The organism is Microtetraspora sp. NBRC 13810 (genome assembly GCF_030268685.1).
Classification (GTDB): Bacteria; Actinomycetota; Actinomycetes; order Streptosporangiales; family Streptosporangiaceae; genus BSRQ01.
The window spans coordinates 95,921-119,503 of sequence record NZ_BSRQ01000028.1; the positions used below are offsets into that span (position 1 = coordinate 95,921).

Below are 23,583 nucleotides of genomic sequence, written 5' to 3' on the forward strand. Positions count from 1 at the left end.
CCGTACGGCCCTGAACAGGCGGGTTCGACACACCGAGCCGGGGTATGCGGGTCGCCTCGTGACATCACCAGACCTGGGAAAAGGGGTGCACCCATGCAGATCGGCATGGTCGGGCTCGGCAAGATGGGCGGCAACATGGCTGAGCGCCTGCGCCGCGGCGGGCATGACGTCGTGGGCTACGACCGCGATCCGAAGGTCAGCGACGTCGGCGATCTGCAGGGGCTGGTGGCCGCGCTGGAGGCCCCCCGCGTGGTGTGGGTGATGGTCCCCGCGGGCGAGCCGACCCACACGGTCGTCGGGCAGCTCGGCGAGCTGCTGTCCGAGGGCGACATCGTCATCGACGGCGGCAATTCACACTATGTGGACGACCAGAAGCACGGCGCCGAGCTGGCGGCCAGGGGCGTCGGCTTCGTCGACGTCGGTGTCAGCGGCGGCGTCTGGGGCCTGGAGAACGGCTACGCCCTGATGGCCGGCGGCGACGCCGAGCTCATCTCGCGGATCTCGCCGATCCTGGACACGCTCAAGCCGGAGGGCCCCGACGGTTTCGTGCACGCCGGCAAGATCGGCGCCGGCCACTTCGCCAAGATGGTCCACAACGGCATCGAGTACGGCATGATGCAGGCCTTCGCCGAGGGCTGGGAGCTGCTTGAGGCGACCGACATCGTCACCGACGTGCCCGGCGCCTTCCGCTCCTGGCGGCACGGCACCGTGATTCGCTCCTGGCTGCTCGACCTCCTGGTCCGGGCGCTGGAGGAGGACCCCGACCTGTCGGACCTCCGTGGTTACGCACAGGACTCCGGAGAGGGCCGGTGGACCGTGCAGGCCGCGGTGGACCACTCCGTGCCGCTGCCGGTGATCACCGCCGCGCTCTATGCCCGGTTCGCCTCCCGGCAGCCCGACTCGCCGGCGATGAAGGTCGTCGCGGCGCTGCGCAACCAGTTCGGCGGCCACGCCGTCACCGCCAACGAGGGTTCGCAGGCCAAGGGCGCCGACGCTCCCGGGGCCGACGTCGTCCCGCCGAAGTAGCGCGCCGGTGTCCACAGGGGCGCGGCATACCCGGTGACACCGGTGTGACGACGGTGGGCCCTGTGGCTCGGTAACCTCTCTGGGTGCATGTCGCCCACCTGTCGCTGACCGACTTCCGGTCCTACGAGGCCGTGGAGCTCGGCTTGGAGCCGGGCGTCACGGCCTTTGTCGGGCCCAACGGGCAGGGCAAGACCAACCTGGTCGAAGCGCTGGGTTACGCGGCGACGCTCAGCAGTCACCGGGTGGCGAACGACGCGCCCCTGGTCCGCCACGGCGCGGGCCGGGCGATCGTCCGGGTCGCCGTGGTCAGGGACGACCGCAGGGCGCTGGTCGAGCTGGAGCTCAACCCGGGCCGGGCCAACCGCGCCCGCCTCAACCGCTCCCCCGTCCCCCGCCCGCGCGACGTGCTCGGCCTGCTGCGCACGGTGCTCTTCGCCCCCGAGGACCTCGCCCTGGTCAAGGGCGACCCGTCCGAGCGGCGGCGGTTCCTCGACGATCTGCTGGTGGCCCGCGCGCCGAGGTTCGCCGGGGTCCGCGCCGACTACGACCGCGTGCTCAAGCAGCGTGGCGCCCTGCTGCGTACCGCCTCCGCGGCCCGCAGAGGGCGCGGAGGCGGCCGGCGGGCCGAGCGGGAGGCGGGATTCGCCGCGGCGGGCGCCGGCGACCTGCTGAGCACGCTGGAGGTCTGGGACGCGCAGCTCGCCCGGCACGGCGCGGAGTTGCTCGGCGCCCGGCTGGAGCTGGTGGAGGCGCTCCGCCCGCTGACCGCGCGGGCGTACGCGACGCTCGCCCCCGCGTCCGACGTGGTCGAGCTGTCCTACCGCGGCACGCTGCCCGCGGACGATTCACCCGCGGATTCACCCCCAGCTTCATCCACAGACGGTCCCGATCTGTGGAAAACCCTGGTGACGGATCGCGAGGTCCTCGCCGAGCGGCTGCGCGCGCGCCTGCTGGAGATGCGCGACGCCGAGCTGGAGCGCGGCGTCACCCTGGTCGGCCCGCACCGCGACGACCTGTTCCTCGGCCTCGGCGAGCTGCCCGCCCGCGGTTACGCCAGCCACGGCGAGTCGTGGTCGTTCGCGCTCGCGCTCCGGCTGGCCGCCTACGACCTGCTCCGCGCCGACGGCGGCGACCCCGTGCTGATCCTCGACGACGTCTTCGCCGAGCTGGACACCGCCCGCCGCCGCAGACTCGCCGAGATCGTCGCGCCCGCGGAGCAGGTGCTGATCACCGCGGCCGTGCCCGAGGACGTGCCGGCCGAGCTGGCCGGGGGCAGGTTCGACGTCGCCGAGGGGAGCGTGACCCGTGTCGGCTGAGCCGTCCGGTCCCGCGCAGGGGCCCGGGGAGAACGCCGCGGCGCGCGGCGCGGCGATGGCGCGGGAGAAGCTCGCCCAGGCCAAGGCGGACGCGGCCAGGCGCGGCCAGCTCCCCCGCAGGGAGCCGCGCCGCAGGGCGGCGGGCCAGCGCCGCGACGCCGGCGACCCGCAGCTTTTCGGCCGCGCGATCCGCGACCTGCTCGCCGAGCGCGGCTGGGAGCGGGAGATCGCGGTGGGCGGAGTGTTCGGCCGCTGGTCCCAGATCGTCGGCCCCGACCTGGCCGCGCACACCAGGCCGGAGACCTTCGACGAGGGCGAAGTGCTCATCCAGGCCGATTCCACGGCCTGGGCCACCCAGGTGCGCCTGCTCGCCGGCACCCTGGTCAGGCGGTTGAACGAGGAGCTCGGCGACGGCGTCGTGCAGCGGGTGAAGGTCCGCGGACCGCAGAACGGGCCGCGTCCGGGCGGCCTGCGGGTGCCCGGCAGCCGTGGTCCTCGTGACACGTACGGCTGACGCGGAGGCCCTGGGGCGACCGTGATGGGGGCACGGGAACCGGTTGGGGCACAGGCGGGCGGAATCGGCCAGCGCGGCGTCTACGGCGACGACCCCCGCGCCCGTGGGGGGACTCTTGACCGAGGGGTAAACGCTCGACAGGGCATCACAGCGGCCGTCAATGCCCTATTGGGCGCTCAGGACCGGTAGAATGAAACCGGATTCCGGACACGTCCACTTGCGTGTCACCCCCGGCCTACACAGCCGATTCCCCCGGGTGAGCGCATCGGGGCACTCACGACGGTGACGGGCAGGGCGGGGCAGCTCAAGATCGGGCGCCCCGCCGCGTGTCCGCGGCAGGAGGATTTGGCACTTGTCCTACGACGCTAGCTCAATCACCGTACTCGAAGGGCTTGAGGCGGTCCGCAAGCGCCCGGGTATGTATATCGGCTCGACCGGCGAGCGCGGTCTTCACCATCTTGTCTACGAGGTTGTGGACAACTCCGTCGACGAGGCCCTGGCCGGATACTGCGACACCATCGAGATCACGCTGCTGGCCGACAACGGCGTCAGGGTCGTCGACAACGGCCGTGGCATCCCCGTCGGCATCGTGCCCGGTGAGGGTCGCTCCGCGGTCGAGGTCGTGCTCACGGCCCTGCACGCGGGCGGCAAGTTCGACAGCAAGTCCTACGCGGTCTCCGGCGGCCTGCACGGCGTCGGCGTCTCCGTGGTGAACGCGCTGTCCACGAGGGTCGACGTCGTGGTGCGCACCGACGGTCACGTGTGGCGGCAGCAGTACGACCACTCCCGGCCGCTGGCCCCGCTGGAGCAGGGCGAGCCGACCTCGGAGCACGGCACCAGCATCACCTTCTGGGCCGACGGCACCATCTTCGAGACCACGACGTGGAACTTCGAGACGCTGTCCCGCCGCTTTCAGGAGATGGCCTTCCTCAACAAGGGCCTGACCATCAGCATCCGCGACGAGCGTCCCGACCACGTCAACGGCGAGCCGCATGTCGAGACCTATCACTACGAGGGCGGCATCTCCGACTTCGTCCGGCACATCAACTCGAAGAAGGAGGCCGTGCACGGCACGGTCATCGACTTCGAGTCGCAGGGCGAGGGCATCTCGGTCGAGATCGCCATGCAGTGGAACAGCTCCTACAGCGAGTCGGTCTACACCTTCGCCAACACGATCAACACGGCGGAGGGCGGCACCCACGAGGAGGGCTTCCGCGCGGCGCTGACCACCATCGTCAACCGCTACGCGCGCGAGCAGAAGTTCCTCAAGGAGGGCAAGGACGACAACCTCACCGGTGAGGACGTCCGCGAGGGGCTCACCGCGATCATCTCGGTGAAGCTGACCGACCCGCAGTTCGAGGGGCAGACCAAGACCAAGCTCGGCAACACCGAGGCCAAGTCGTTCGTGCAGAAGGCGTGCAACGACTCGCTGCGCGACTGGTTCGAGCGTAACCCGGGCGAGGCCAAAGAGATCATCAACAAGTCCCTCCAGGCGTCCCGGGCGCGGATCGCGGCACGTCAGGCGCGCGACCTGACCCGCCGCAAGTCGCTGCTGGAGGCCGGCTCCGGCCTGCCGGGCAAGCTGGCCGACTGCCAGTGGACCGAGCCGGAGAAGTGCGAGCTCTACATCGTCGAGGGCGACTCGGCGGGCGGCTCGGCCAAGGGCGGCCGGGATCCGAAGTTCCAGGCCATCCTGCCCATCCGCGGCAAGATCCTCAACGTCGAGAAGGCCCGGATCGACAAGGTCCTCAAGAACACCGAGGTCCAGGCTCTGATCACCGCGCTGGGCACCGGGGTGCACGACGAGTTCGACATCTCGAAGCTGCGGTATCACAAGATCATCCTGATGGCGGACGCCGACGTCGACGGCCAGCACATCACCACGCTGCTGCTCACGCTGCTCTTCCGTTTCATGCGGCCGCTGATCGAGGCGGGTCACGTCTACCTCTCCCAGCCGCCGCTCTACAAGATCAAGTGGGACCGCAAGGGCGAGGACGCGTCGTACGCCTACTCCGACCGCGAGCGCGACGCCGTCATCGAGGCCGGCATCGCGTCGGGCAAGCCCGACCCGCGCCCGCGTGACAACGTGCAGCGCTTCAAGGGTCTCGGCGAGATGAACGCCAACCAGCTGTGGGAGACCACGATGAACCCCGACACCCGCCTGCTCCTGCAGGTGACGCTCGACGACGCCGCGCAGGCCGACGAGCTGTTCAGCGTCCTGATGGGCGAGGATGTCGAGGCGCGCAGATCCTTCATCATCCGGAACGCCAGGGACGTTCGCTTCCTCGACGTGTAACTCGCTGAACTCGCAAAGGAACAATCACTCGTGACGGAAGTGAACACCACACCGCCCGGACCGCCCACGGACCGCATCGAACCGGTCGACATCCAGTCCGAGATGCAGCGCAGTTACATGGACTACGCGATGTCGGTCATCGTGTCCCGCGCGCTGCCCGATGTCCGGGACGGTCTGAAGCCGGTCCACCGCCGCGTCCTCTACGCGATGTACGACGGCGGCTACCGCCCCGACCGCGGGTACTTCAAGTGCTCGCGCGTCGTCGGCGACGTCATGGGCTCGTACCACCCGCACGGCGACACGTCGATCTACGACACCCTGGTACGGCTGGCGCAGCCGTGGTCGCTGCGCTACCCGCTCGTCGACGGGCAGGGCAACTTCGGCTCCCCGGGCAACGACCCGGCGGCGGCGATGCGGTACACCGAGTCCAGGCTCGCGCAGATCGCCATGGAGATGCTGCGCGACATCGACAAGGACACCGTCGACTTCCAGCCGAACTACGACGGGCGCTCCCAGGAGCCGGTCGTCCTGCCCTCACGCTTCCCCAACCTGCTGGTCAACGGCTCGGGCGGGATCGCGGTCGGTATGGCGACCAACATCCCGCCGCACAACCTGCGCGAGGTCGCCCAGGGTGTCCAGTGGTGCCTGGAGAACCCGGAGGCGAGCGACGAGGAGCTCCTCGAAGCGCTGATCGCCCGGGTCAAGGGTCCCGACTTCCCCACCGGCGCCCTGATCGTCGGCAAGCGGGGCATCGACGACGCCTACCGCACCGGCCGCGGCTCGATCACGATGCGCGCCATCGTCGAGGTCGAGGAGGACGCGAAGGGCCGGCAGTGCCTGGTCGTCACCGCGCTGCCGTACCAGGTGAATCCCGACAATCTTGCGTTGACCATCGCCGACCTGGTGAAGGACGGCAGGGTCACCGGGATCGCCGACGTGCGCGACGAGTCGTCCCAGCGCAGCGGGCAGCGGCTGGTCATCGTGCTCAAGCGCGACGCGGTCGCCAAGGTCGTGCTGAACAACCTGTACAAGCACACCCAGCTGCAGACCACGTTCGGCGCCAACATGCTGGCCCTGGTCGACGGCGTGCCGCGGACGCTGCGGATCGACCAGTTCGTCCGGTACTACGTGGCGCACCAGGTCGAGGTCGTCATCCGGCGCACCCGTTACCTGCTGCGCAAGGCCGAGGAGCGGGCGCACATCCTGCGCGGCCTGCTCAAGGCCCTGGACCGGCTGGACGACGTGATCCAGCTCATCCGCGGGTCGGAGTCGGCGGCGGCGGCCCAGCAGGGCCTGATGAGCCTGCTGGAGATCGACGAGATCCAGGCGCAGGCCATCCTGGACATGCAGCTGCGCAAGCTGGCCGCCCTGGAGCGGCAGCAGATCCAGGACGAGTTCGACGGCCTGATGGCGCAGATCGCCGACTACAACGACATCCTGTCGTCGGAGTCCCGGCAGCGCCAGATCGTCGGCGACGAGCTGCGCGAGATCGCCGGCAAGTTCGGCGACGAGCGGAAGACCGAGATCATCGCCTACGACGGCGACATGTCCATCGAGGACCTGATCGCCGAAGAGGACATGGTCGTCACGATCACCCGCGGCGGCTACGCCAAGCGCACCAACACCGACCTGTACCGCGCCCAGAAGCGCGGCGGCAAGGGCGTGCGCGGCGCGCAGCTCCGCCAGGACGACATCGTCGACCACTTCTTCGTCACCACCACCCACCACTGGCTGCTGTTCTTCACGAACAAGGGCCGGGTCTACCGGGTCAAGGCCTACGAGCTGCCCGACGCCGGCCGGGACGCGCGCGGCCAGCACCTCGCCAACCTGCTCGCCATGCAGCCCGACGAGGTGGTCAGGGAGGTGCTCGACCTCCGCGACTACGACGTCGCCCCCTACCTGGTGCTCGCCACCCGCAGCGGGCTGGTGAAGAAGACCCGGCTGAGCGAGTACGACTCGCCGCGGTCCGGCGGCCTGATCGCGATCAACCTGCGCGAGGACGACGAGGTGATCGCCGCCCGGCTGGTGTCGGAGGACGACGACCTGCTCCTTGTCTCCAAGGGCGCCATGTCCATCCGCTTCACCGCCTCCGACGAGGCCCTGCGCCCGATGGGCCGCGCCACCAGCGGCGTCATCGGCATGCGGTTCATCGACGGAGACGAACTCCTCGCCATGAACGTGGCAGGAGAGGGGCAAGACGTGTTGGTCGCCACTGAGGGCGGGTATGCGAAACGCACACCGGCCGAGCAGTATCCGGTACAGGGACGGGGTGGAAAGGGTGTGCTGACTGCCAAAATCGTCAGCGCACGTGGCAAGCTGGTGGGTGCCGTCATGGTGCGGCCTGAAGACGAGATCTTCGCGATCACGTCGGTGGGCGGCGTGATCCGGACGAGCGCGGGGGAGGTCAAGCAATCCGGCCGCCAGACCATGGGAGTGCGCCTGATGAATCTCGCACAGGGTGACAGTGTCGTCGCCCTTGCCCGGAACGCCGAGTCGCTGGAGACCACCGAGTCGCTGGAGACCACCGAGTCACTGGAAAGCGCCGAGCCGCTGGAGGCTGCGGACGGTGCTGACACCCGGGGAGGAGAGTAATCCATGAGCGCCCAGGCGAAGCCCGGGGGTGGAGGGGGTCCGGCCAAGCCGGGGCCGTCCTCCGCCAGGTCCGGCGCCGACTCGGGCACCGGTGGCACCGGAGGGCCTGCCAAGCGCAAGCCGCCCGCGGCCGCCTCGCCCAGCCGTAACCATGTCACGGAAAAGCTGGACAAGGCCAATGAGAACACGCCAGAGGCCGACCGTCGCGGGCCTGAGCCCGATGCCCGGGTGAGAGACACCAAGGATGGGCCGAAGGTGACCACAACCAACGACAGACCAGGTGAGCCGCTGGTCCGGATCCGTCCCACAGGCGACTCCCCCGGCAACGGCCTGACGGGCGGTGGCGCGAGCTCCGCGCTCGGCTTCGACAGCGGCAGGGACGCCTCGCCCGACCTCAACCGCCCCTCCGGGTCGAAGAGGCCGGCGTCGTCCGTCCGCGCCCCGCGCAAGGCCCACCTGGTCCTCCGCCGCATCGAGCCCTGGTCGGCCATGAAGTTCAGCTTCGTGGTCTCCCTGGTCTGCTTCGTGATCCTCTTCGTCGCGGTCGCCGTCCTGTACGGCGTGCTGAGCACCCTGGGCGTCTTCGACTCCGTCGTACAGACGATCAACACGCTCACCAACCCCGACGGCGAGGTCGCCAACGCGATCGACGCGTCGTCCTGGTTCGACCCGGTCCGCATCCTGGGCTTCACCGCCCTGATCGGCGCCATCAACGTGGTCCTCATCACCGCCCTGTCCACCCTGGGCGCGGTCATCTACAACGTCACCTCCGACATCGTCGGCGGCGTCGAAGTGACCTTCAGCGAGGCCGAGTAAGCCGCCGTCGTCCCCCGCCCAACCGGGGGACGACGCCCACATACAAGACGCAACCACCCGCCGAAGGCGGTAAGCTTTACCTCGTTCGGCCGCCGGATTCGCCTCCACCCCACTGGATGCGATAACCTCAGTGCGCCCGAGCGATGCGGGGCTATAGCTCAGACGGTTAGAGCGCTTCCCTGATAAGGAAGAGGTCCCAGGTTCAAGTCCTGGTAGCCCCACCTAGTTTGACCAGCAAAAACGGGTCGTCTCGATCACTGCGAGGCGGCCCTTTTTCGTGCCTGGGGAGAAATCTGGGAGACGATCATGCTGACGTTCCCCTCCCGCCACTTCGCCAGCTCCGCGTCCAGGATCGGGATGCTCGAATGCGGATGGATTGTGAACCGGGCTGCCACCGCGCTCTCCCACAGCACTTGGAGATAGGCGGTCAGCTCCTCGCGCATCCCGTCCGTCACGTGCCCATAGATCCCGGACATGCTGCGGTCCTCGTGCCCCATCCGCTCGACGGTGAGCGCCTTGTGGGTACGCGCGTCGTCGAGCCACGTCTGGTGCCCGTGCCGCAGCCCGTGCGGGGTCAGGCCCGGCAGGACCGGGAGCCAGCTCGCCAGGTGCGGCCGTTCCCCGTCCGGCCATGACAGCCAGTCCGGCCGCCCGCGGCCCGTCGGTGGCACGAAGGGCTCGCCTGCGACCGCACGCGGCCAGGGCCACGACACCGGCCGGCCCGGCCACATCATCTCGCCCTCGACGACCTGCCGCCGGCCGCGTGCGGGCGCCGCGCCGTACACCGCGGTGTCGACGAGCACCGGCCGTGCCGGGCGCGCGGACGCGCCCGTACGCGCCGGCCACTGCCCATCGGCTGCCGGCCGCATGACCCGTCCGCCGAAGTTGCCCCGCTGGTAGTGCGCACCCTCCGGGCTCAGGAAGAGGTACCGGTATGAGCCCCGGCATTCCCGATTGTCCGCCGCCGGAGGCTGCTTTTCGCTCGCCAGCAGGACGTCCCCCATTCCCACCGACCCAAGGGGGTCACGTGCGTTGTTCTGTCATTGCCATCGACTACGGGTCCACGATCTCGACCGACATGATCGACCACATACTCGGGCAGAAACCGGTCGATCCGGCAGCGGCCACCGCCTTGCGCACCCTGCACGACGACTACGGGCTGCGCCTGATCCTGGCATCCAACACCCTGCCGTGCGAGACCCGGTGGCCCGCTCTCCAGGAGGCCGGCATCGACGACCTCTTCCAGGTCGCGCTGCTCTCCTACCCGCTCGGAGTCCGGAAACCAGCCGCGCTGTTCTACCGGCTCGTGCTCGCCGCGGCCGAAGCGCCGCCCGAGCAGGTGCTGTTCGTCGGTGACAACGTCCACTGCGATGTGATCGCGCCGATGGAAGCCGGGATGGCCGCCGCCCTCGTGCGCCCCAACGGGCTGGCCCGGGGCGAGGGCCTTCCACCGGGCGCCCACCTGATCGCCGGCGTCGCGGCCCTGCCCGCGCTGATCAAAGGAGGTCATTGATGGGCATCCTGCGGGTGGGGTCATACAACTTGGCCGGAGAAACGAGCACGGCGGACGCTACTCGCCTCAACGACCAGCTCGCCATGCTGGCCAAGGAGGAACTCGATGTTCTGGCCCTCCAGGAGCCAAGAACTGGAGAGGCAACGAGCTGGCCCCGGCAGAGCAGGCGCTCGGCGTGCGTCCCTACCTGGCGCCCTCCGCGCACTATGGATGCCACCTGGTGACCACGGTCGGGGAATCACGGGTAAGCGCGGCGCGGCTAATCCGCACGGCAGCGCAAGAGAGCGCACATCAGACCGGATCGGCCGGGTAGCGGTAACGGAGGTTCCACTGGTAGCTGGGCAGGATGTAGACGTTGATCTTGACGGCTCGGTTGGTTGCGGTCCAGCCGATATGGAAAATCTCGATCACCCGCTGGTCTGGGGTCATGCGCAGGAACCGCGCCTCGTCCGGGGTGGGCGGCCGTACCCGCAGGTTCTCCTCGATCTCGGCCTGGGCGTAGCCGAGATCGGCCAGGCGGCTGCTGATCCCGCCGACGCCGGAGTCACGCTCGGCGATGGGGGTACCGTCGGCGATCTCGCGCGGAATGTAGCTGGTGACGATCTGGATAGGCACGCCCTGGGCGCGCATGCGGCGGGCGCGCACAATCACGCTGTCGGAGTCGGAGTCAACGCCGAGCACGTCCGCGACGTCCGCAGGGGGTCTGCCGGGGCCGATGGTGTTGTCGGAGTCCAGCGCGTAGCCGAGTTGATCGAGCTCGCTCGCGAGCGAGCCGCGCAGTCCGCCCCGCTCGCGGTGGGCGCGGCTGTGTCGTACGGCCGCATCGCGCAGGATCGTCGGCAACTCGTGGACGTAGGTGCCGACGCCCATATGCACGCGCAGCAGCCCCTCGGACTTGAGGATATTCAGGGCCTTATTGACTGTGGCCCGGTTGACGTCCAGTTCGGCGGCAAGCTGGTCCTCGTTCGGCAGGAGGGAGCCACGCGGGTAGACGCCGTTGTTGATCGCCTGTCTGAGGGTGGCCGCCACATCACGGTACCGGCGCGCTGGGGTCGTCATGACCTAACCCTATCGGCGCTATGTACTACGTACTCGTTGACCCACACCCTGAGCCGGTCTATGAAGTATGTAGCATCTACTTCCTCGACCCGGGTGAATGACCAGAGTAAGCGATTAGCCCGGGTGGTGAATCGGCGACACGCGATACGGCATCGACATGATCGCCCCGCCCGGCAGTCGGAAAGACTCCCAGGCTTCGGTCAGCGACGACCAGCCACTCTTCGACCGTCACGCCTCAATCACAGGGATAGCCCCGTCAAAGTGAAGGAGTACACCCCATGCTCAGCCCCACCACCATTACGGCCAACCACGAGCCCGCCACCGTGGACGTCGCTGACCCGTTCCAGCTCGACATCACCTTCATCGAGAACACCCCGGCGGCCGACACGGTGCTGATGTGCAGCACCGGCGACAACTGCGGAACCTCATGCCCGAGCGCCTGCCCCACCTCGTAGGGGCAGCCTGACCCCCGCGGGCCGGTGGGCTGGCTCCCCGGCCCGTACCCCCTTCTGCCAAGGACGGAGGTGCAGCGATGACGCGCTTGCGGCGCAGCCTGTACCGAGATGCCGGCGGCATGATGCTGCGCGCCGCAGTCAACGTCGCCGGGCCGGGCATGCCGCCCTGGCCGGGGCCTGCGGCGCCGGTCGAACGCTGGCGCTCATGGCTGGAGTCGGTGTGGGCGGACGACGCCTTCCAGGAGGCGGTGTCCATCGCCAGCCCAGACCTTGCCCGCCAGATCCAGGCGGTCCTTGACGGGCGATCGGTGAAGCCGCGTCGGGTACGCCGGACGGCACTGGCCACCGCCCGGTACACGATCAGGTACGCCCGCCGGTCCACCCCGTTCGGTCTGTTCGCTGGTGTCACGCTGGTCGAGCTGGGCGGCGGGGCCGACGTGTGGTTCGGGGACCAGCACCAGGCCGCCACCCGGCCCGACCCGGTAGCGCTGGACGCGGCGGTCACAAAGTGGGAAGCGGACGGCCAACTGATGACCGACGTCGAAGTCTGCGTCAACACCCTGGCACGCCGGCAGGGTGGCCGCGTCAACGTCCCGTCCGAGGGAGCCTCGGAGTTCTCCCTCGCGCTGACGCCCGCGCTCATGCTGGTGCTCGACGTGGCTCGATCGCCGATCCGGTATGCGGAGCTGGGCGACAAGCTCGCCGCCGCGTTCCCCAGCACGCTCGGCCACCAGCGGACCGGGCTCCTGGCCGAGCTCCTGCGGGTGCGGCTGCTGCGGTCGTCGCTGCGCGCTCCCGCCACCGTCATCAATCCGGTTGACCCGCTGCCCCCAGCCCTGCGGACGGCCACCCGCGCCGGCTCGGCGGCGGATCTGCGGCTGGACGCCACAGTGCGGCTGCCAGAAACGGTGCTCATCGAGGCGGAGACAGCCGCTACGGTCTTGACCCGGCTCGCCATGCATCCGGCGGGAACGCCGGCATGGCGCCGCTACGCCGACCGGTTCACTGAACGTTACGGCGACGGCGCCGAGGTACCGCTTGAATTCGTCATCGACCCAGACAGAGGGCTGGGCCTCCCTGAAGGATTTGCCCAGTTGGCCGAACCTCCTCGCCCGATGGCCCTGCGGGACCGGTTCCTGCTGGAGATAGCCGGCACCGCAGCTGTCGAGCCCGGCCGGTCCGTGGCCCTGTCCGAGGAGATGATCGAACGCCTTGAAGGTACGGGGCAGCCGGCGGTCACCCCGCCCCATGTCGAACTGTGCGCGCAACTTCAAGCGGACTCGATTCGGGCTCTGGACCGCGGAGACTTTCGTCTCCGGGTGGTCACCGTCTCCCGCGCTGCCGGTTCGATGACGGGCCGGTTCTGGTACCTGTTCCCCCACACCGGCACCGCGTACGCCGGCCTGCCCACGGTGGAGCCCGGCGCCGAGCTGGCCCAGTTGTCCTTCCACGCCGGCCGCGTCCACGCCGACCAGCTCACCCGCGCCCCGCAGGTGCTGCCCCGTCTGGTCAGCGTCGGCGAGTTCCGGCACCCCGGCAAGGGCGTGCTGGTCCCGTCTGATCTGGCTGTCGGAGTCCGTGACGGCCGTCTCTATCTGGCCGAGGCAGCCACTGGGAAGCGTCTGGAGCTGTTCGCGCCGACCGCGCTCAACTTCGTGTGGAACAACTACACGCCGCCCCTGGCCCGGTTCCTCGCCGAGATCAGCCGCGCCCACACCGCCCAGGTGACATGGTTCGACTGGGGCGCCGCCTGGATCCTCCCGTTCCTCCCCACGCTGACCTACCGGCGGTCGATCCTGACCGCAGCACGCTGGAAGGTCCGGGCCCGGGACCTGCCCGGCCGCGCCGCCACGTTGGACGAGTGGGCCGACCGGCTGCGCGCCTGGATGGGCCGGTTCAGGGTGCCGGACCGTGTGCTCCTGGCCGAGGACGATCAGCACCTGCCGCTCGATCTACGCCAGGACATGCACCTGGATCTCCTGCGCGCCCACCTCGGTGCCAGCCGTACCGGTGTCGCGGTCCTCCACGACGCGCCACCGCCGGACGCCGACGGCTGGATCGGCGGACGGGCCCACAGCCTCGTCATCCCGCTCAAGGCACGCTCATGAACGCGCCGGCTCCGCCCAGGACGCAGGACCTGTCCGAAGGCCTGCTCGGAGTGGCGCTGCTGTGCATCGAACGCGGAGATCTTACCTCTGCCCGTGTCACCCTGAGGCAGGCGGTCGCAAGTGGCGTCAGCGTCGGCGGCAACGCATCGCTGTTCCACGGTGCCCCGGCGCTTGAGTTCGTGCTCGGCCGTGCCGGACGTGCCGACAACGGGGTTCGGGACGTCGTCGACCGCCTTGTGACCACTCGACTTGAGGCAGCACGCCGACGGCAGGCGTCCGGGGCGCTGCCGCGCCTCGCGGAGTTCGATCTCATCCGCGGGCTTACCGGGCTGGCCGCGCTGCTCTTGACCCGGGCAGAGCCGCCGCCGCTGCTCGAACAGGTGCTGACTCACCTCGTGTCGCTGGCACAGCCGGTCGACGTTGGTGGCAGGACTCTGCCCGGGTGGTGGTCGATGGACGGCCCCGGGCATGAGGAGATACTCGGGGGCCACGGGAACAACGGTCTCGCGCACGGCATCGCCGGCCCCCTGGCGATCCTGTCCCTCGCCGCCCGCCATGGTGTCCAGGTGCCGGGGCAGCGTGACGCGATCGAGGTGTTCGCGGGCTGGTTGGACAGCTACGGATGCCGCTACTGGGTCACTCTCGGCGAGCTGACCACGGCCGGCCCACTTGAACCGCTGCCCGCACGACCGTCCTGGTGCTACGGCCAGCCCGGCATCGCCCGCGCCCAGCAGCTGGCCGCGCTCGCACTCCACGACCCCGCCCGCCAGCACGGCGCGGAGAACACCATCATGGGCGCGCTGACCGACCCGGCTGGTATCGGCCGGATCACCGACGCCACGCTGTGCCACGGCTTGGCCGGTCTGCTGGTCGTCGCCCGCGCCGTAGCCGTCGACAGCCCCGCACCGGACCGGTTCGCGCCGCTCATCGAAGACCTCGCTGGACGCCTGGCCGCCGACCTGGACCGGCTACCGAAGCCCGGATTCATGGAAGGCCGCGCCGGCGCGCATCTGGCGTTGGACGGCACGAACACGACCGGCTGGACCAGAGCCCTACTGATCACCTAACCCGCGATAGGGAGTCCTACGTGGACGACGAGCATCTCTCGATCACCACCGACATGAGCTGGTGGCACGCCACCGTCACATTCCACGACGCCGGATTAACACCGGACGCGGCTGGGGCGCTGTCGGCCGCGCTGTCCGGCCGCCGTTTCCACTTCCTTCGCAAGGACAGCGGCCTCCGCCTCCGCACCGAGCAGCCCGCGGCGGACCTGCTCAACCAGCTCGCCACCGACCACATCGTGGCCGGCTGGGTCGGCGGAATCTACGAGCCCGAGGTTCACGCCTTCGGCGGCCCCGAGGCGATGGCGGTCGCCCATGACGTGTTCTGCGCCGACAGCCCAGCCGCTCTGGCCGGAACCGGCAGCCCGAGAGCTCGGGAACGCTGCGTCCTACTGCTGTCTGCGATGAACCGCGCGGCCGGCATGGATCCGTTCGAGATCGGCGACGTCTGGGCGAAACTCGGCGACCTACGGCCACCCGTCACCCCGCCCACCGGCCGGTCCCTCGACCGGGCGATCAGCGCGATGAGGCGTCTGATGAACGCCGACGCAGCCCAAAGGCCGGACGCCGAGCCGGGCTGGACGGTACGCGCGACCGCGTTCGAGGAGGCTGGACTACGGCTCAGGCGACTGGCCGCCGAAGGACGGCTGACGCGGGGCCTACGCGCCACACTCACCCACCACGCGATCTTTGCGTTCAACCGCGCCGGAATCCCCGCCGAACAGCAGGCCGCAACCGCATGGCTCGGCACTCAAGCCGCCTTCACCGAATGGGCATCAGCCGACGTGTCCACCCGCCGCTCCACCTCGCCGACCCCTACCCTCACCCCAATGGAGACCACTATGACCGCCGCCGACCCCGCCGACCTGCGAGAGGCGTACGTGACCCGCCTCATCGAAGGCGGCCACCTGCACGCCCCCGACGTCATCGCCGCGTTCCAGGCCGTCGAACGGCACCGTTTCCTTCCAGGCGTAGCCCTGCAAGCGGCATACGCCGAAGACGCCGTGCCCATCAAACACGACGAATCCGGCGAAATGATCTCGTGTATTTCCGCGCCCTCGATCGTCGCCCTCCAGCTTGAGCAACTGGACGCGAGGCCCGACCATAAGGTTTTGGAAGCCGGAGCCGCCACTGGCTACAACGCCGCGCTTCTCTCCCGACTCGTCGCTCCCCAGGGTCACGTATGGACTGTCGACGTCGACCAAGACCTCGTGGACCGCGCCCAGAAGAACCTCGCGGATGCCGGAGCGTCGAACGTCACCGCGATGCTGGCCGATGGCGCGGCCGGGCTCCCCGAGCACGCCCCGTTCGACCGGATCCAATTCACCGTGGGCGCCGGGGACATCCCCCTGCCCGTCCTGGATCAACTGGCCCCGGACGGCCGCCTCGTCATCCCGATGAGGATCCGCGGCAGCATCTCCCGTTCCTTCGCTTTCGAGCGCGACGGCAACACCTGGAGAACCGTCTCGTGTGAGATGGCAACGTTCGTCCCCCTCCGCAAGGGCGTCTGCGACGACATCTACACCCGCGTCCCCATGGCCGGCGAAGGGAACGTCCACCTGGAGACCTTCAGCGAACAGGACGTGGACCGCGACGCGATCCGCACCGTCCTCGACCAGTCACCCACCAAGATCTACACCGGGGTGAACTTCCGCCAGGGCAACCCCTTCGAATGGGTGTACCTCTACCTCGCCGCGATCCTGCCCAACGGTCTGTCTCGTATGCCCGGCTCTCGCCCCGGCTTCACCCCCCACTTCGCATGGGGATCGATGGCCGCACTCGATGGCGACAGCTTGGCGTACTTGACCGTCCGTGAAGGTGAGGACGAGCAGAGCAGGTTCTGGGAACTCGGCGTCATCGGCCACGGTACACGCGGCGCCTCCATCGCCGACCAGGTCGCCACCGGGATCATCGACTGGCATCGGGGCTGGGGCCACGACGGGCCCGAGCCGAGCTTCCGCATGGCCGTCGGCGACGCCCGCGACTTGCTGAAGGCCGCTGACTCACGCTTCATCATCGACAAGCCCAACAGCCGCCTGGTCATCGACTGGCCGTAGAAGGGAGCAGCGTGAATCCTGCGATCGCCGCCCGTATCCCGCTGGTCTGCCGGCCCAAGCCTCCCGGGTTTCCACTGGAGAGGCGCATTGCAGAGCTCACCGCGCTGACCGTCGAAACGCCCGGCGCGGGCCACTCTCAGCGGGTGGCCCGCGCAAGCGGTGTCCTCAACTTCGCCGCCCTCATCGCCTCCGACAGTGGAATGCCCGACCTGGCCGCCGAACTGTGCTGGCGGCAGTACAAGATCTTCGCCGAGGCCGAGGGCCTCGGCCAGGACATTGCCGTGATGTCACTGATGCCGCTGGTGAACATCGCCCGGCTCCTGATCCGCGAAGGGGACGGCACCGCCGCCTTCACGGTGCTTCAGCAGCTGTACCGGGCCGCCGAGCAACGCGGCGCCACCGTAATCCGCGATCACGACGTCGACCTGTCGCCGTTGATCCGGACCGTCGCAGACCACCGTAAGATCTGCACGGAGCTGTGGGTTACTCTGCTGGTCGACGGCGCCAGAGCCCTCGCGAGCGTTGGCCGTTGGACTGAGGCAGCCGAATCCATGGCCGCGCACCGCGGCGTTGGTCAGCGACTTCTCGACGGCCGCCAGATCACGATCATGTCGCTGGTGGAACAGGACCGGCCGCAGAAAGCCGCCGCCATGATCGACTCCAGCGTCCCCGCAGAGCCCTGGGAGAACGCCGTCGCCGCCATCTTGCGCATCTACTGCCGTCCTCCGGCCTCGGCGGCATCACAAGACGAACTAGACCATGCGGCGCGGAAAGCACTCACGTTGATCGCCGATCCTGAACCGATGACCGCAGCGTTCCGGACTCGGCTCGGCCTGACCGTGCTCGACCTGACTGCCGACCGGCCCACCCCACACGACTTCACCCTGCGGTCCGCCGTCATCGGCGTGGCCTGCTCGGACGCCTACGCTGCCCGAAACGTCCTCGGGCACCACGGGATGCGCTCCCGCATGACCCCACAGCAGGAGCAGGAAGTCGCTGGCGTGCTCACCGCCTCGGGGTTCGGCGCCGGACACCTCCCAGCAACTCACCTGGATGCCCTCACCGCCGCAATCAGTCAAGGCGAGGACAGCCTGCGCACCCTGCTCGGCACGCCCGCGCTCCAGAGCGACCCTGCGTGACGCCGCACCGCGCGCCGGGCGTCTCAGTCGAAGGGGATCACCCGCGCCCTGTTTGGAGCTGGTCGGCGCCGCCTGATCCGGCGGCCCACGGCGGGGTGGTCGGCATCGCGCCGCACCAGCAGGTGCCGATGCAGAGCTCCCGCCCGGCCAAGGCGGACGCGACCGGGTCGAGATCGAACACCAGCCGGTTGGCCGTGGAGTCCACAGCCGGGTCGTCGATGTAGTACGTCATCGGCCGTCGCCCCCGATTGTCCACCCGGCAGGGAGGAACTGCTCGACCTCGGCGAGGAACACCACCACGGCATCGACCGGGTTGTGCTCGTGGTGGCCGAAGGCTACGACGGTCCGGTCTCTGTGCTTGGACAGGCGTCGCATCATGCCGGTGCGGGTCGCCGCCCTGTAGATGCGTTGCCGCACGTCGACGTCGGCCGCGAACGCTTCCCTGTCGGCGGGGCCGGGCCGGGGCGGCGAGGTGATGCTGACGTGCTTCCAGCCCTGGGCGATCTCGGAGGCCTCGGCCAGCAACTCGACCTCGCGTTCCTGTCGGGCGATCTCCTGCACGCGGACGTGGGCGGGTTCGGGCCGCCACGTCGGGGTCACCCGCCAGGCCACGGACCAGCGGGCGACGGCCTGGACGGCGGCCTCCACCGTTCCCGGTGCGACCGGCGGCAGCAGGGCGAGGGTGGTCACCCTGTCCTCGTGCAGGTGCGTCATCGTAGCCGGGTGCAACTTCTCGACATCGCGAGTGGCCATGACGAGCCAGTGACGCGAGTCCTCATCGAGCTCGTCGTGCCAGATGGTGAGGGGCACCGCCCCGTCCGGGACGGGGCGGTAGTAGGAGCGGCTCATCAGGAGGTTCCTCCGTTGCTCGCGGCGATCAGCGCCGCCTTCAGCTTGGCGAGGCGACCGGCGGCGAACCCTGGGATCTTGAGGTCCGCGTCGGTGCGGGTCTTCAGGTCGCCGATCGTGCCGACCGGTGGGTTCGCCGTTTCTGGGGGTCTGAAGAGGTGCCAGGACACGCCCTCCAGGTCCCTGATCCGGTGGTCGTCGGGCAGGCCGGACGCGGTGGCCACGTCGGCGATGCCGTTCGTGGGGGTGCTCATGCTTCCACCTGTCTAGAGGCGATGAGGGCGTTGAGGCTACCGGGCGCTCACCGATCACCCGGCCAGCACGCCGCAGAGCACGACCAGTGGAGCGGCCTGACCGCACGGCGTGGGTATGTGGCGCCTCTGCGGCGCGGTCGCGGCCCAGACCGCCGGCCCGCCTGCAGGACTGGGCGCGTACGGAACGCCCGCGGGGGAGCCTGCGCGCCGCGCCGGCCGCCACCGTGGCGGTCGGGTGCCGCAGGTCCGTACCGGGCGTTGACGCGCCCGACCGGCTGAAGCCGGGCCTCGGCCGCTGGAAGGTCGTGCCTGTCGCGCTGTGGGGCGGCTGAGCGCTGGCCCGGCCCGGGCACGCTGCAGAAGCGGGCACCGGCATGCCGTACACGAGCGCCAACGAGGTCATGCCGGCCTCCGCCGACCGGAAGCCGCCGCCGCCTTACGCCGTTCCCCAGGAGGCAGCGCGGAGACCAGCTCCTTACGCAGCCGCGACGCCTGAGAGTGGTCGGCACCCGCCCGGTTGGCAAGGTCGGTCACTGTCGGGTAGTCACCCAGCTGCCGCCGGGCTTCCCAGAAGTCCCGCATCACCTTGGTCTTCGGCGCGTCGGCGTGGGGCGGGTCAGGCGGTGTGACCGACTCCGTGTTCACGTCCTCAGTCACCTTGTCGCGAACGCGTAGGCTTCGCGCGCACGCCGAGATGATCTCCGCCATGGTCGGCGACGTGCCCCGCTTCGTGACCGGTGTCGTGACTCCGTGCGTGACACCGTTCGTGCTCACATTGGGTGTCACGGTGAGGGGCACACGCTGGCCGGTGCGCTCGGCGACGAGGTCGGCCGCGAGCATCTCGATGATCGCGCGCGCGTCGGCGTCCCGGGTGGCGAGAACGGCTTCGGTCTGGCGGCGAGTCTCCTCGATGAGCGTGCCGATCTGGCTGTCACCGGCGCCGGTGATGGCCGGGTGGTCGAGCGTGCTCCAGGGGGCGATCTACTGGATCTCCGTTCTCACGTCCCCAGGATCGGCCAAACCCCTGGACACATCCGCTACCACCCTTAACTTTCCGGCATTGCGGCTAACCCCCCTTCTCCTGCCCTTCCTCGACAACGCCCTGGTCCGCCGCCGGGAGGAGCGGGTCAAGATGCAGCGCCCGCAGCGAAGCGAGGACGAACGATCTTGACGCGAGACGAGCAGCGGCCATCGTCACAGCGTCGAGGAAGAGCACTGCACTGATGGCGCCAGCGGGTGACAAGATCGCGCAATCCGCCACAAGCTGTTGCATGCACTCTCGGCAACTAGTTGCAAGATTGGCAACTAGTTGTCTAGATTGAACCCATGATGAAACGTGATGCGGCCGCGGCACTCGCTCATGCGGACGGACTGGGCGCGAAGGTCCGTCAACGCTCGCTGTGGTACGTGCGGTTTCTCGTCCTCTACAGCGTCGCCGCGTTCTTCGTGGTGCTCGTGATCGGTCTGAATCCAGGTCCCGTGGGCGCCATCGCCTCGATGGCCATCTGGGCCCCGGCGCTCACAGCATTGTCGGTCTATGCGTTCAAGCAGCCGGTGACCAGGGCCGGATTCACCCGGCGCCACCTTTTGATCATCGGTAGCTGGACGGCCCTCTACCTGGCGGTCCTGTTTCCCGGAACTACGTGGTTCGGAGGCAACCTCGCCTGGTGGCTTCCCGGCGCGCTCGTGGTGGCCCTTCCCGGGCTCATCGGCGCCTACGTCGAGGTCCGGCGATGAGCCATCCGCGCCACCAGCTCGACGAAGTCATCCACTCGCCGGTCCGTTTCGCGATCGTCGCGGCTCTCGCCGCGGCGGAGAAGGCCGAGTTCCGCTACATCCGCGACCTCGTCGAGATCGAAACTTCCGCGCTCTCGAAACAGGTCACCATCCTGGAGGCCGCCGGCTACGTGAAAGCCACCAAGGGATACGTCGGCAAACGCCCCCGCACTTGGCTCAGCATCACCGGCGAAGGGCGGGCGGCCTTCGCCACCCACTGCGCAGCACTCCGCAAGATGGTCGAGGGCGTGTAGCTGTTCGAGCCTCTGGGGTGCTGCTACTTCTCACCGACACGCCGTGCCGGATCAGCCCTCAAGTGCTGTCCAAACTAACCAGCAAACGCTGCTGCTACTCACCGGCAAAATCAGGCGGGTGTTCTGCTCCCACAGGCCAGGAGACGCTGCGATTGCGGCGGCGACGAGCTCGTCCCGGCCGGCAGTCCGCTCCCATGCCTGGAGCAGGATGGAGTGGCGCGCGGTACGCAGAGAGATGCCGACGCGCCGGGCCTCCTGGATTGCGCGATCCGACAGACGGAACCCCTGCGGATCGGCCAGCGCTGCGCGGACGAGCAGTTCGTGTTCGGTCAACTGCTCAGCGCTTCGAGTGGTGGCGGGAGTAGCCGTCATGTCGCCGGCCTGGGGGGCGGGATGTCCCACTGGGCCCAGACGGTCTTTCCGCCGTCCAGCTCGGGCTTCACGCCCCACTCATGTGTGTATGCCTCGACAATTTGCAGGCCCCGCCCGCCCTCGTCTTCGAGGGTGGCTGTCCCGGCAGGCAGGTTCCAGGCCGGGCTGCTGTCGGCCACCTGGACCCGCAGGAACCGGCCGCTGCGGATCATGGTTACCGCGATGGGGGCGCAGCCGTGTAAGACGGCGTTGGTCACCAGCTCGCTCACGGTGGTCGTGACCTCCGTGTGTAACTCCTCCAGGTGCCACATGGTGAGGAATTGGGCGACGAGGTGGCGGGCCTCGCCTACGGCCGTGGGATCGGCGGGAGCAGACCAGGCTGCTGTGGCGGGGTCCGCTGCACCCCACCAGACCGTCGAGGTCACGTGATCAGTCCCGAGGTGGCGGGCAGCTTGGCCGCGAGGTCGAGGGCCTGGTGAAGGTCCTCGATGCTGTCGGCTGCTATGGCCACGGCGGTCTGTTTGTGCATGGCCCACCAGCGCGGGCCCAGGTGCCAGATCAGCCAGCCGGGGCAGGCTTCGCGTACTTCGTCGGCCCGGCTCGGGTGCGTGATAGTCATCGTCTTCCCAACGCGCGGCAGGGGAACGGGGTTAACCTCATGGTGTCCTCAAAGACCCATGTTGGCAATACCTAATTTTGCAATACCGAGAAGTGTGGATTGCGCCGGATTGGGGCCGGCGTCCCAACAGGAGGAGGAGCCGATGGCCTACAGTCCGACGGTGCGCAGGAGACGCCTGTCCAACGCTCTGCTGCAGTTCCGGCTGGCCACTGGCCTCGATTCCAAGGAGGTAGCCCGCCGCCTGAAGTGGACCGCGAGCAAGGTGACCAGGATCGAGCGCAACGAGTGGAAGCTGCCCAGCGTCGGCGACGTCATGGACCTACTCGATCTGTACGAGATCGCTGACGAGGCCACCAGGAACGCCGTCATCACCCTGGCCCGAGAGGCCCGCAAGCGCGGCTGGTGGGAGGAGGAGTTCAAAGGCATTCTGGGCGGCGCCTTGGTGGGCCTGGAGTGGGAGGCAGCAGAGATCAACGCGTTCGAGACCATCCTGATCCCCGGACTTCTCCAGACGGAGGCGTACGCAGCCGCGGTCTTCCGAGGCGGGCAGGTACTCGGCGACTCCGATGTACAGCGCCACGTTGAGGCGCGTATAGCCCGGCAGCGGGTGTTGGAGCGCGAAGATCCGCCGACTCTCTGGGCGGTGATCGATGAGGCCGCGCTTCGCAAGCACGTGGGCGGCATCGCGGTGATGCGAGCACAGCTCCACCACCTGTGCCAGATGGCCGAGCGCCCGAATGTGGGCATCCAGATCCTCCCGGATGCCGTGGGGGCGCATGTGTCGATGACGGGCTCGTTCATGATCCTCGACTATGCGGCGCAGGAGGACCCCAGCATTGTCTACGTGGAGGTTGGTACCGCTGGCGATCTTTTCCTGGAGAAGCCCGAAGATGTTGCCCAGTACCGGCAGGACTACAGTCACCTGCGAGCATCGGCGCTGAGCGCGTCCGCCTCGGTGGCGTACATTAATGAGCTAGTCAAACATCTGAAGTAAGCGAAAAGGCGAAGACATGGACCTTACCCAGTCCGACCTCACCTGGCGTAAGTCCACCCGCAGTTCGGCGCAAGGGCAGAACTGTGTCGAGGTGGCAAAGTCGCCTGGCGGGGGGCGAGCCGTACGGGATTCCAAGAACCCGACCGGCCCCATGCTGCGATTCACCGCGGCCGAGTGGGCTGCGTTCATCGGGGGTATCAAGGACGGCGAATTCGACTAACCGCAAGTGAGGTAAAACAGACGGGCACCCGGGAGCATCCGGGGGCCCGTCTTGTTTACGGAACTTGCCCACGATACAGAATAGGCGCGAGAGCACAGCTGATGCGAGCCCCTCGCTGATTGCTTCTCCATGACCGGTTGGCCGTCTCGCGCTAGCGCGGCACAGTGAGGTGATCTCAGCGAAATAGTTCGGGGCAATTGGGATTTCTTGGACGCCGGTGGCGACGTTCCGGGCCTATCGGGAGGAGTTGCCGAAGGCCGGAAACAGACGTGGAGCCCCCGGTAGAAGAG

The 23,583-nt window shown here is 68.8% G+C and carries 26 protein-coding genes and 1 tRNA gene; 18 read left to right on the top strand and 9 right to left on the bottom strand.

The genetic code is table 11. The features are described 5' to 3' along the window. Window positions 1–63 precede the first annotated feature (63 nt). The 7 genes from gnd (at window position 64) to QSK26_RS37645 (ending at window position 8,781) form a co-directional block, all read left to right on the top strand. On the top strand, window positions 64–1,026 hold the full coding sequence (gnd, locus tag QSK26_RS37615) for a phosphogluconate dehydrogenase (NAD(+)-dependent, decarboxylating) (RefSeq protein WP_285780151.1): 963 nt from the start codon (window positions 64–66) through the stop codon (window positions 1,024–1,026). A gap of 83 nt (window positions 1,027–1,109) precedes the next feature. Next, window positions 1,110–2,342 carry a DNA replication/repair protein RecF gene (gene recF / locus QSK26_RS37620; protein WP_285780120.1) on the top strand — a complete coding sequence of 411 codons (1,233 nt, stop codon included), beginning with the start codon at window positions 1,110–1,112 and terminating at the stop codon, window positions 2,340–2,342. Further along, window positions 2,332–2,856, top strand: coding sequence for a DciA family protein (locus QSK26_RS37625; protein WP_352244474.1), 525 nt, complete (start codon window positions 2,332–2,334; stop codon window positions 2,854–2,856). Before recF ends, QSK26_RS37625 begins: the two co-directional genes overlap by 11 nt. A 352-nt stretch (window positions 2,857–3,208) precedes the next feature. Beyond that, window positions 3,209–5,152 (top strand): DNA topoisomerase (ATP-hydrolyzing) subunit B, encoded by a 1,944-nt coding sequence (gene gyrB / locus QSK26_RS37630; RefSeq protein ID WP_285780121.1) that lies wholly within the window; start codon window positions 3,209–3,211, stop codon window positions 5,150–5,152. A gap of 30 nt (window positions 5,153–5,182) precedes the next feature. Beyond that, window positions 5,183–7,744 (top strand): DNA gyrase subunit A, encoded by a 2,562-nt coding sequence (gene gyrA / locus QSK26_RS37635; RefSeq protein ID WP_285780122.1) that lies wholly within the window; start codon window positions 5,183–5,185, stop codon window positions 7,742–7,744. A 255-nt stretch (window positions 7,745–7,999) separates the two neighbouring features. Beyond that, the gene (locus tag QSK26_RS37640) at window positions 8,000–8,560 is read left to right on the top strand and encodes a DUF3566 domain-containing protein (RefSeq protein WP_285780123.1); all 561 of its coding nucleotides are present in this window, start codon (window positions 8,000–8,002) and stop codon (window positions 8,558–8,560) included. Between the two features lie 147 nt (window positions 8,561–8,707). Next, window positions 8,708–8,781: transfer RNA gene (locus QSK26_RS37645), tRNA-Ile, on the top strand. Between the two features lie 33 nt (window positions 8,782–8,814). Here the strand turns inward: QSK26_RS37645 and QSK26_RS37650 are convergent. Then, complete coding sequence (locus QSK26_RS37650) at window positions 8,815–9,429, bottom strand: hypothetical protein (RefSeq protein ID WP_285780124.1); 615 nt, start codon at window positions 9,427–9,429, stop codon at window positions 8,815–8,817. A gap of 158 nt (window positions 9,430–9,587) precedes the next feature. Here QSK26_RS37650 and QSK26_RS37655 point away from each other — a divergent pair, with 158 nt between their 5' ends. Beyond that, window positions 9,588–10,073: an HAD family hydrolase gene (locus QSK26_RS37655; RefSeq protein ID WP_285780125.1), complete on the top strand. Its 486-nt coding sequence runs from the start codon at window positions 9,588–9,590 to the stop codon at window positions 10,071–10,073. Window positions 10,074–10,364: 291 nt separating this feature from the next. Here QSK26_RS37655 and QSK26_RS37660 read toward each other — a convergent pair whose 3' ends face one another. Further along, the gene (locus QSK26_RS37660; RefSeq protein ID WP_285780126.1) at window positions 10,365–11,132 is read right to left on the bottom strand and encodes a GntR family transcriptional regulator; all 768 of its coding nucleotides are present in this window, start codon (window positions 11,130–11,132) and stop codon (window positions 10,365–10,367) included. A 278-nt stretch (window positions 11,133–11,410) separates the two neighbouring features. Between QSK26_RS37660 and QSK26_RS37665 the strand changes: the two genes are divergently transcribed. The 5 genes from QSK26_RS37665 to QSK26_RS37685 all read left to right on the top strand — a co-directional run bounded on the left by QSK26_RS37665 (window position 11,411) and on the right by QSK26_RS37685 (window position 17,955). Next, on the top strand, window positions 11,411–11,587 hold the full coding sequence (locus QSK26_RS37665) for an FxLD family lanthipeptide (protein WP_285780127.1): 177 nt from the start codon (window positions 11,411–11,413) through the stop codon (window positions 11,585–11,587). 77 nt (window positions 11,588–11,664) lie between these two features. After that, window positions 11,665–13,695, top strand: coding sequence for a lantibiotic dehydratase family protein (locus QSK26_RS37670; RefSeq protein ID WP_285780128.1), 2,031 nt, complete (start codon window positions 11,665–11,667; stop codon window positions 13,693–13,695). Next, window positions 13,692–14,762, top strand: coding sequence for a lanthionine synthetase C family protein (locus QSK26_RS37675; protein WP_285780129.1), 1,071 nt, complete (start codon window positions 13,692–13,694; stop codon window positions 14,760–14,762). Before QSK26_RS37670 ends, QSK26_RS37675 begins: the two co-directional genes overlap by 4 nt. Window positions 14,763–14,782: 20 nt before the next feature. Continuing rightward, on the top strand, window positions 14,783–16,816 hold the full coding sequence (fxlM, locus tag QSK26_RS37680) for a methyltransferase, FxLD system (RefSeq protein WP_285780130.1): 2,034 nt from the start codon (window positions 14,783–14,785) through the stop codon (window positions 16,814–16,816). Between the two features lie 11 nt (window positions 16,817–16,827). Further along, a complete protein-coding gene (locus tag QSK26_RS37685; protein ID WP_285780131.1) occupies window positions 16,828–17,955 on the top strand; it encodes a hypothetical protein in 1,128 nt (375 codons plus the stop codon). Window positions 17,956–17,992: 37 nt separating this feature from the next. Here the strand turns inward: QSK26_RS37685 and QSK26_RS37690 are convergent, their stop codons facing one another. The 4 genes from QSK26_RS37690 to QSK26_RS37705 form a co-directional block, all read right to left on the bottom strand. Further along, the gene (locus tag QSK26_RS37690; RefSeq protein ID WP_285780132.1) at window positions 17,993–18,187 is read right to left on the bottom strand and encodes a hypothetical protein; all 195 of its coding nucleotides are present in this window, start codon (window positions 18,185–18,187) and stop codon (window positions 17,993–17,995) included. Next, window positions 18,184–18,804, bottom strand: a complete 621-nt coding sequence (locus QSK26_RS37695) for a hypothetical protein (RefSeq protein ID WP_285780133.1) — start codon at window positions 18,802–18,804, stop codon at window positions 18,184–18,186. Before QSK26_RS37695 ends, QSK26_RS37690 begins: the two co-directional genes overlap by 4 nt. After that, window positions 18,804–19,058, bottom strand: a complete 255-nt coding sequence (locus QSK26_RS37700) for a hypothetical protein (RefSeq protein WP_285780134.1) — start codon at window positions 19,056–19,058, stop codon at window positions 18,804–18,806. Before QSK26_RS37700 ends, QSK26_RS37695 begins: the two co-directional genes overlap by 1 nt. A gap of 399 nt (window positions 19,059–19,457) precedes the next feature. Further along, window positions 19,458–19,766, bottom strand: coding sequence for a hypothetical protein (locus QSK26_RS37705; RefSeq protein ID WP_285780135.1), 309 nt, complete (start codon window positions 19,764–19,766; stop codon window positions 19,458–19,460). Here QSK26_RS37705 and QSK26_RS37710 point away from each other — a divergent pair. The 3 genes from QSK26_RS37710 to QSK26_RS37720 all read left to right on the top strand — a co-directional run bounded on the left by QSK26_RS37710 (window position 19,765) and on the right by QSK26_RS37720 (window position 21,088). Further along, window positions 19,765–20,229, top strand: a complete 465-nt coding sequence (locus tag QSK26_RS37710) for a hypothetical protein (RefSeq protein WP_285780136.1) — start codon at window positions 19,765–19,767, stop codon at window positions 20,227–20,229. The two genes, QSK26_RS37705 and QSK26_RS37710, sit on opposite strands and share 2 nt — an antisense overlap. A gap of 155 nt (window positions 20,230–20,384) precedes the next feature. Continuing rightward, entirely contained in the window at window positions 20,385–20,795 is a 411-nt protein-coding gene (locus QSK26_RS37715) for a hypothetical protein (protein WP_285780137.1), read from the top strand. Next, entirely contained in the window at window positions 20,792–21,088 is a 297-nt protein-coding gene (locus QSK26_RS37720) for a transcriptional regulator (RefSeq protein ID WP_285780138.1), read from the top strand. The genes QSK26_RS37715 and QSK26_RS37720 overlap by 4 nt, the downstream gene beginning before the upstream one ends. Before the next feature lie 51 nt (window positions 21,089–21,139). Here the strand turns inward: QSK26_RS37720 and QSK26_RS37725 are convergent, their stop codons facing one another. From QSK26_RS37725 to QSK26_RS37735, 3 genes are read right to left on the bottom strand one after another with little or no spacing between them, the layout of a single operon-like run. Continuing rightward, on the bottom strand, window positions 21,140–21,421 hold the full coding sequence (locus QSK26_RS37725) for a hypothetical protein (RefSeq protein WP_285780139.1): 282 nt from the start codon (window positions 21,419–21,421) through the stop codon (window positions 21,140–21,142). Window positions 21,422–21,456: 35 nt separating this feature from the next. Beyond that, window positions 21,457–21,885, bottom strand: coding sequence for an ATP-binding protein (locus tag QSK26_RS37730; protein ID WP_285780140.1), 429 nt, complete (start codon window positions 21,883–21,885; stop codon window positions 21,457–21,459). Beyond that, window positions 21,882–22,079: a hypothetical protein gene (locus tag QSK26_RS37735; protein ID WP_285780141.1), complete on the bottom strand. Its 198-nt coding sequence runs from the start codon at window positions 22,077–22,079 to the stop codon at window positions 21,882–21,884. The genes QSK26_RS37730 and QSK26_RS37735 overlap by 4 nt, the downstream gene beginning before the upstream one ends. A 142-nt stretch (window positions 22,080–22,221) precedes the next feature. Here QSK26_RS37735 and QSK26_RS37740 point away from each other — a divergent pair, with 142 nt between their 5' ends. Both QSK26_RS37740 and QSK26_RS37745 read left to right on the top strand, forming a co-directional pair. Then, window positions 22,222–23,073, top strand: a complete 852-nt coding sequence (locus QSK26_RS37740) for a helix-turn-helix domain-containing protein (protein ID WP_285780142.1) — start codon at window positions 22,222–22,224, stop codon at window positions 23,071–23,073. Between the two features lie 16 nt (window positions 23,074–23,089). Next, window positions 23,090–23,293 (top strand): DUF397 domain-containing protein, encoded by a 204-nt coding sequence (locus QSK26_RS37745; protein ID WP_285780143.1) that lies wholly within the window; start codon window positions 23,090–23,092, stop codon window positions 23,291–23,293. Window positions 23,294–23,583: the final 290 nt, after the last annotated feature.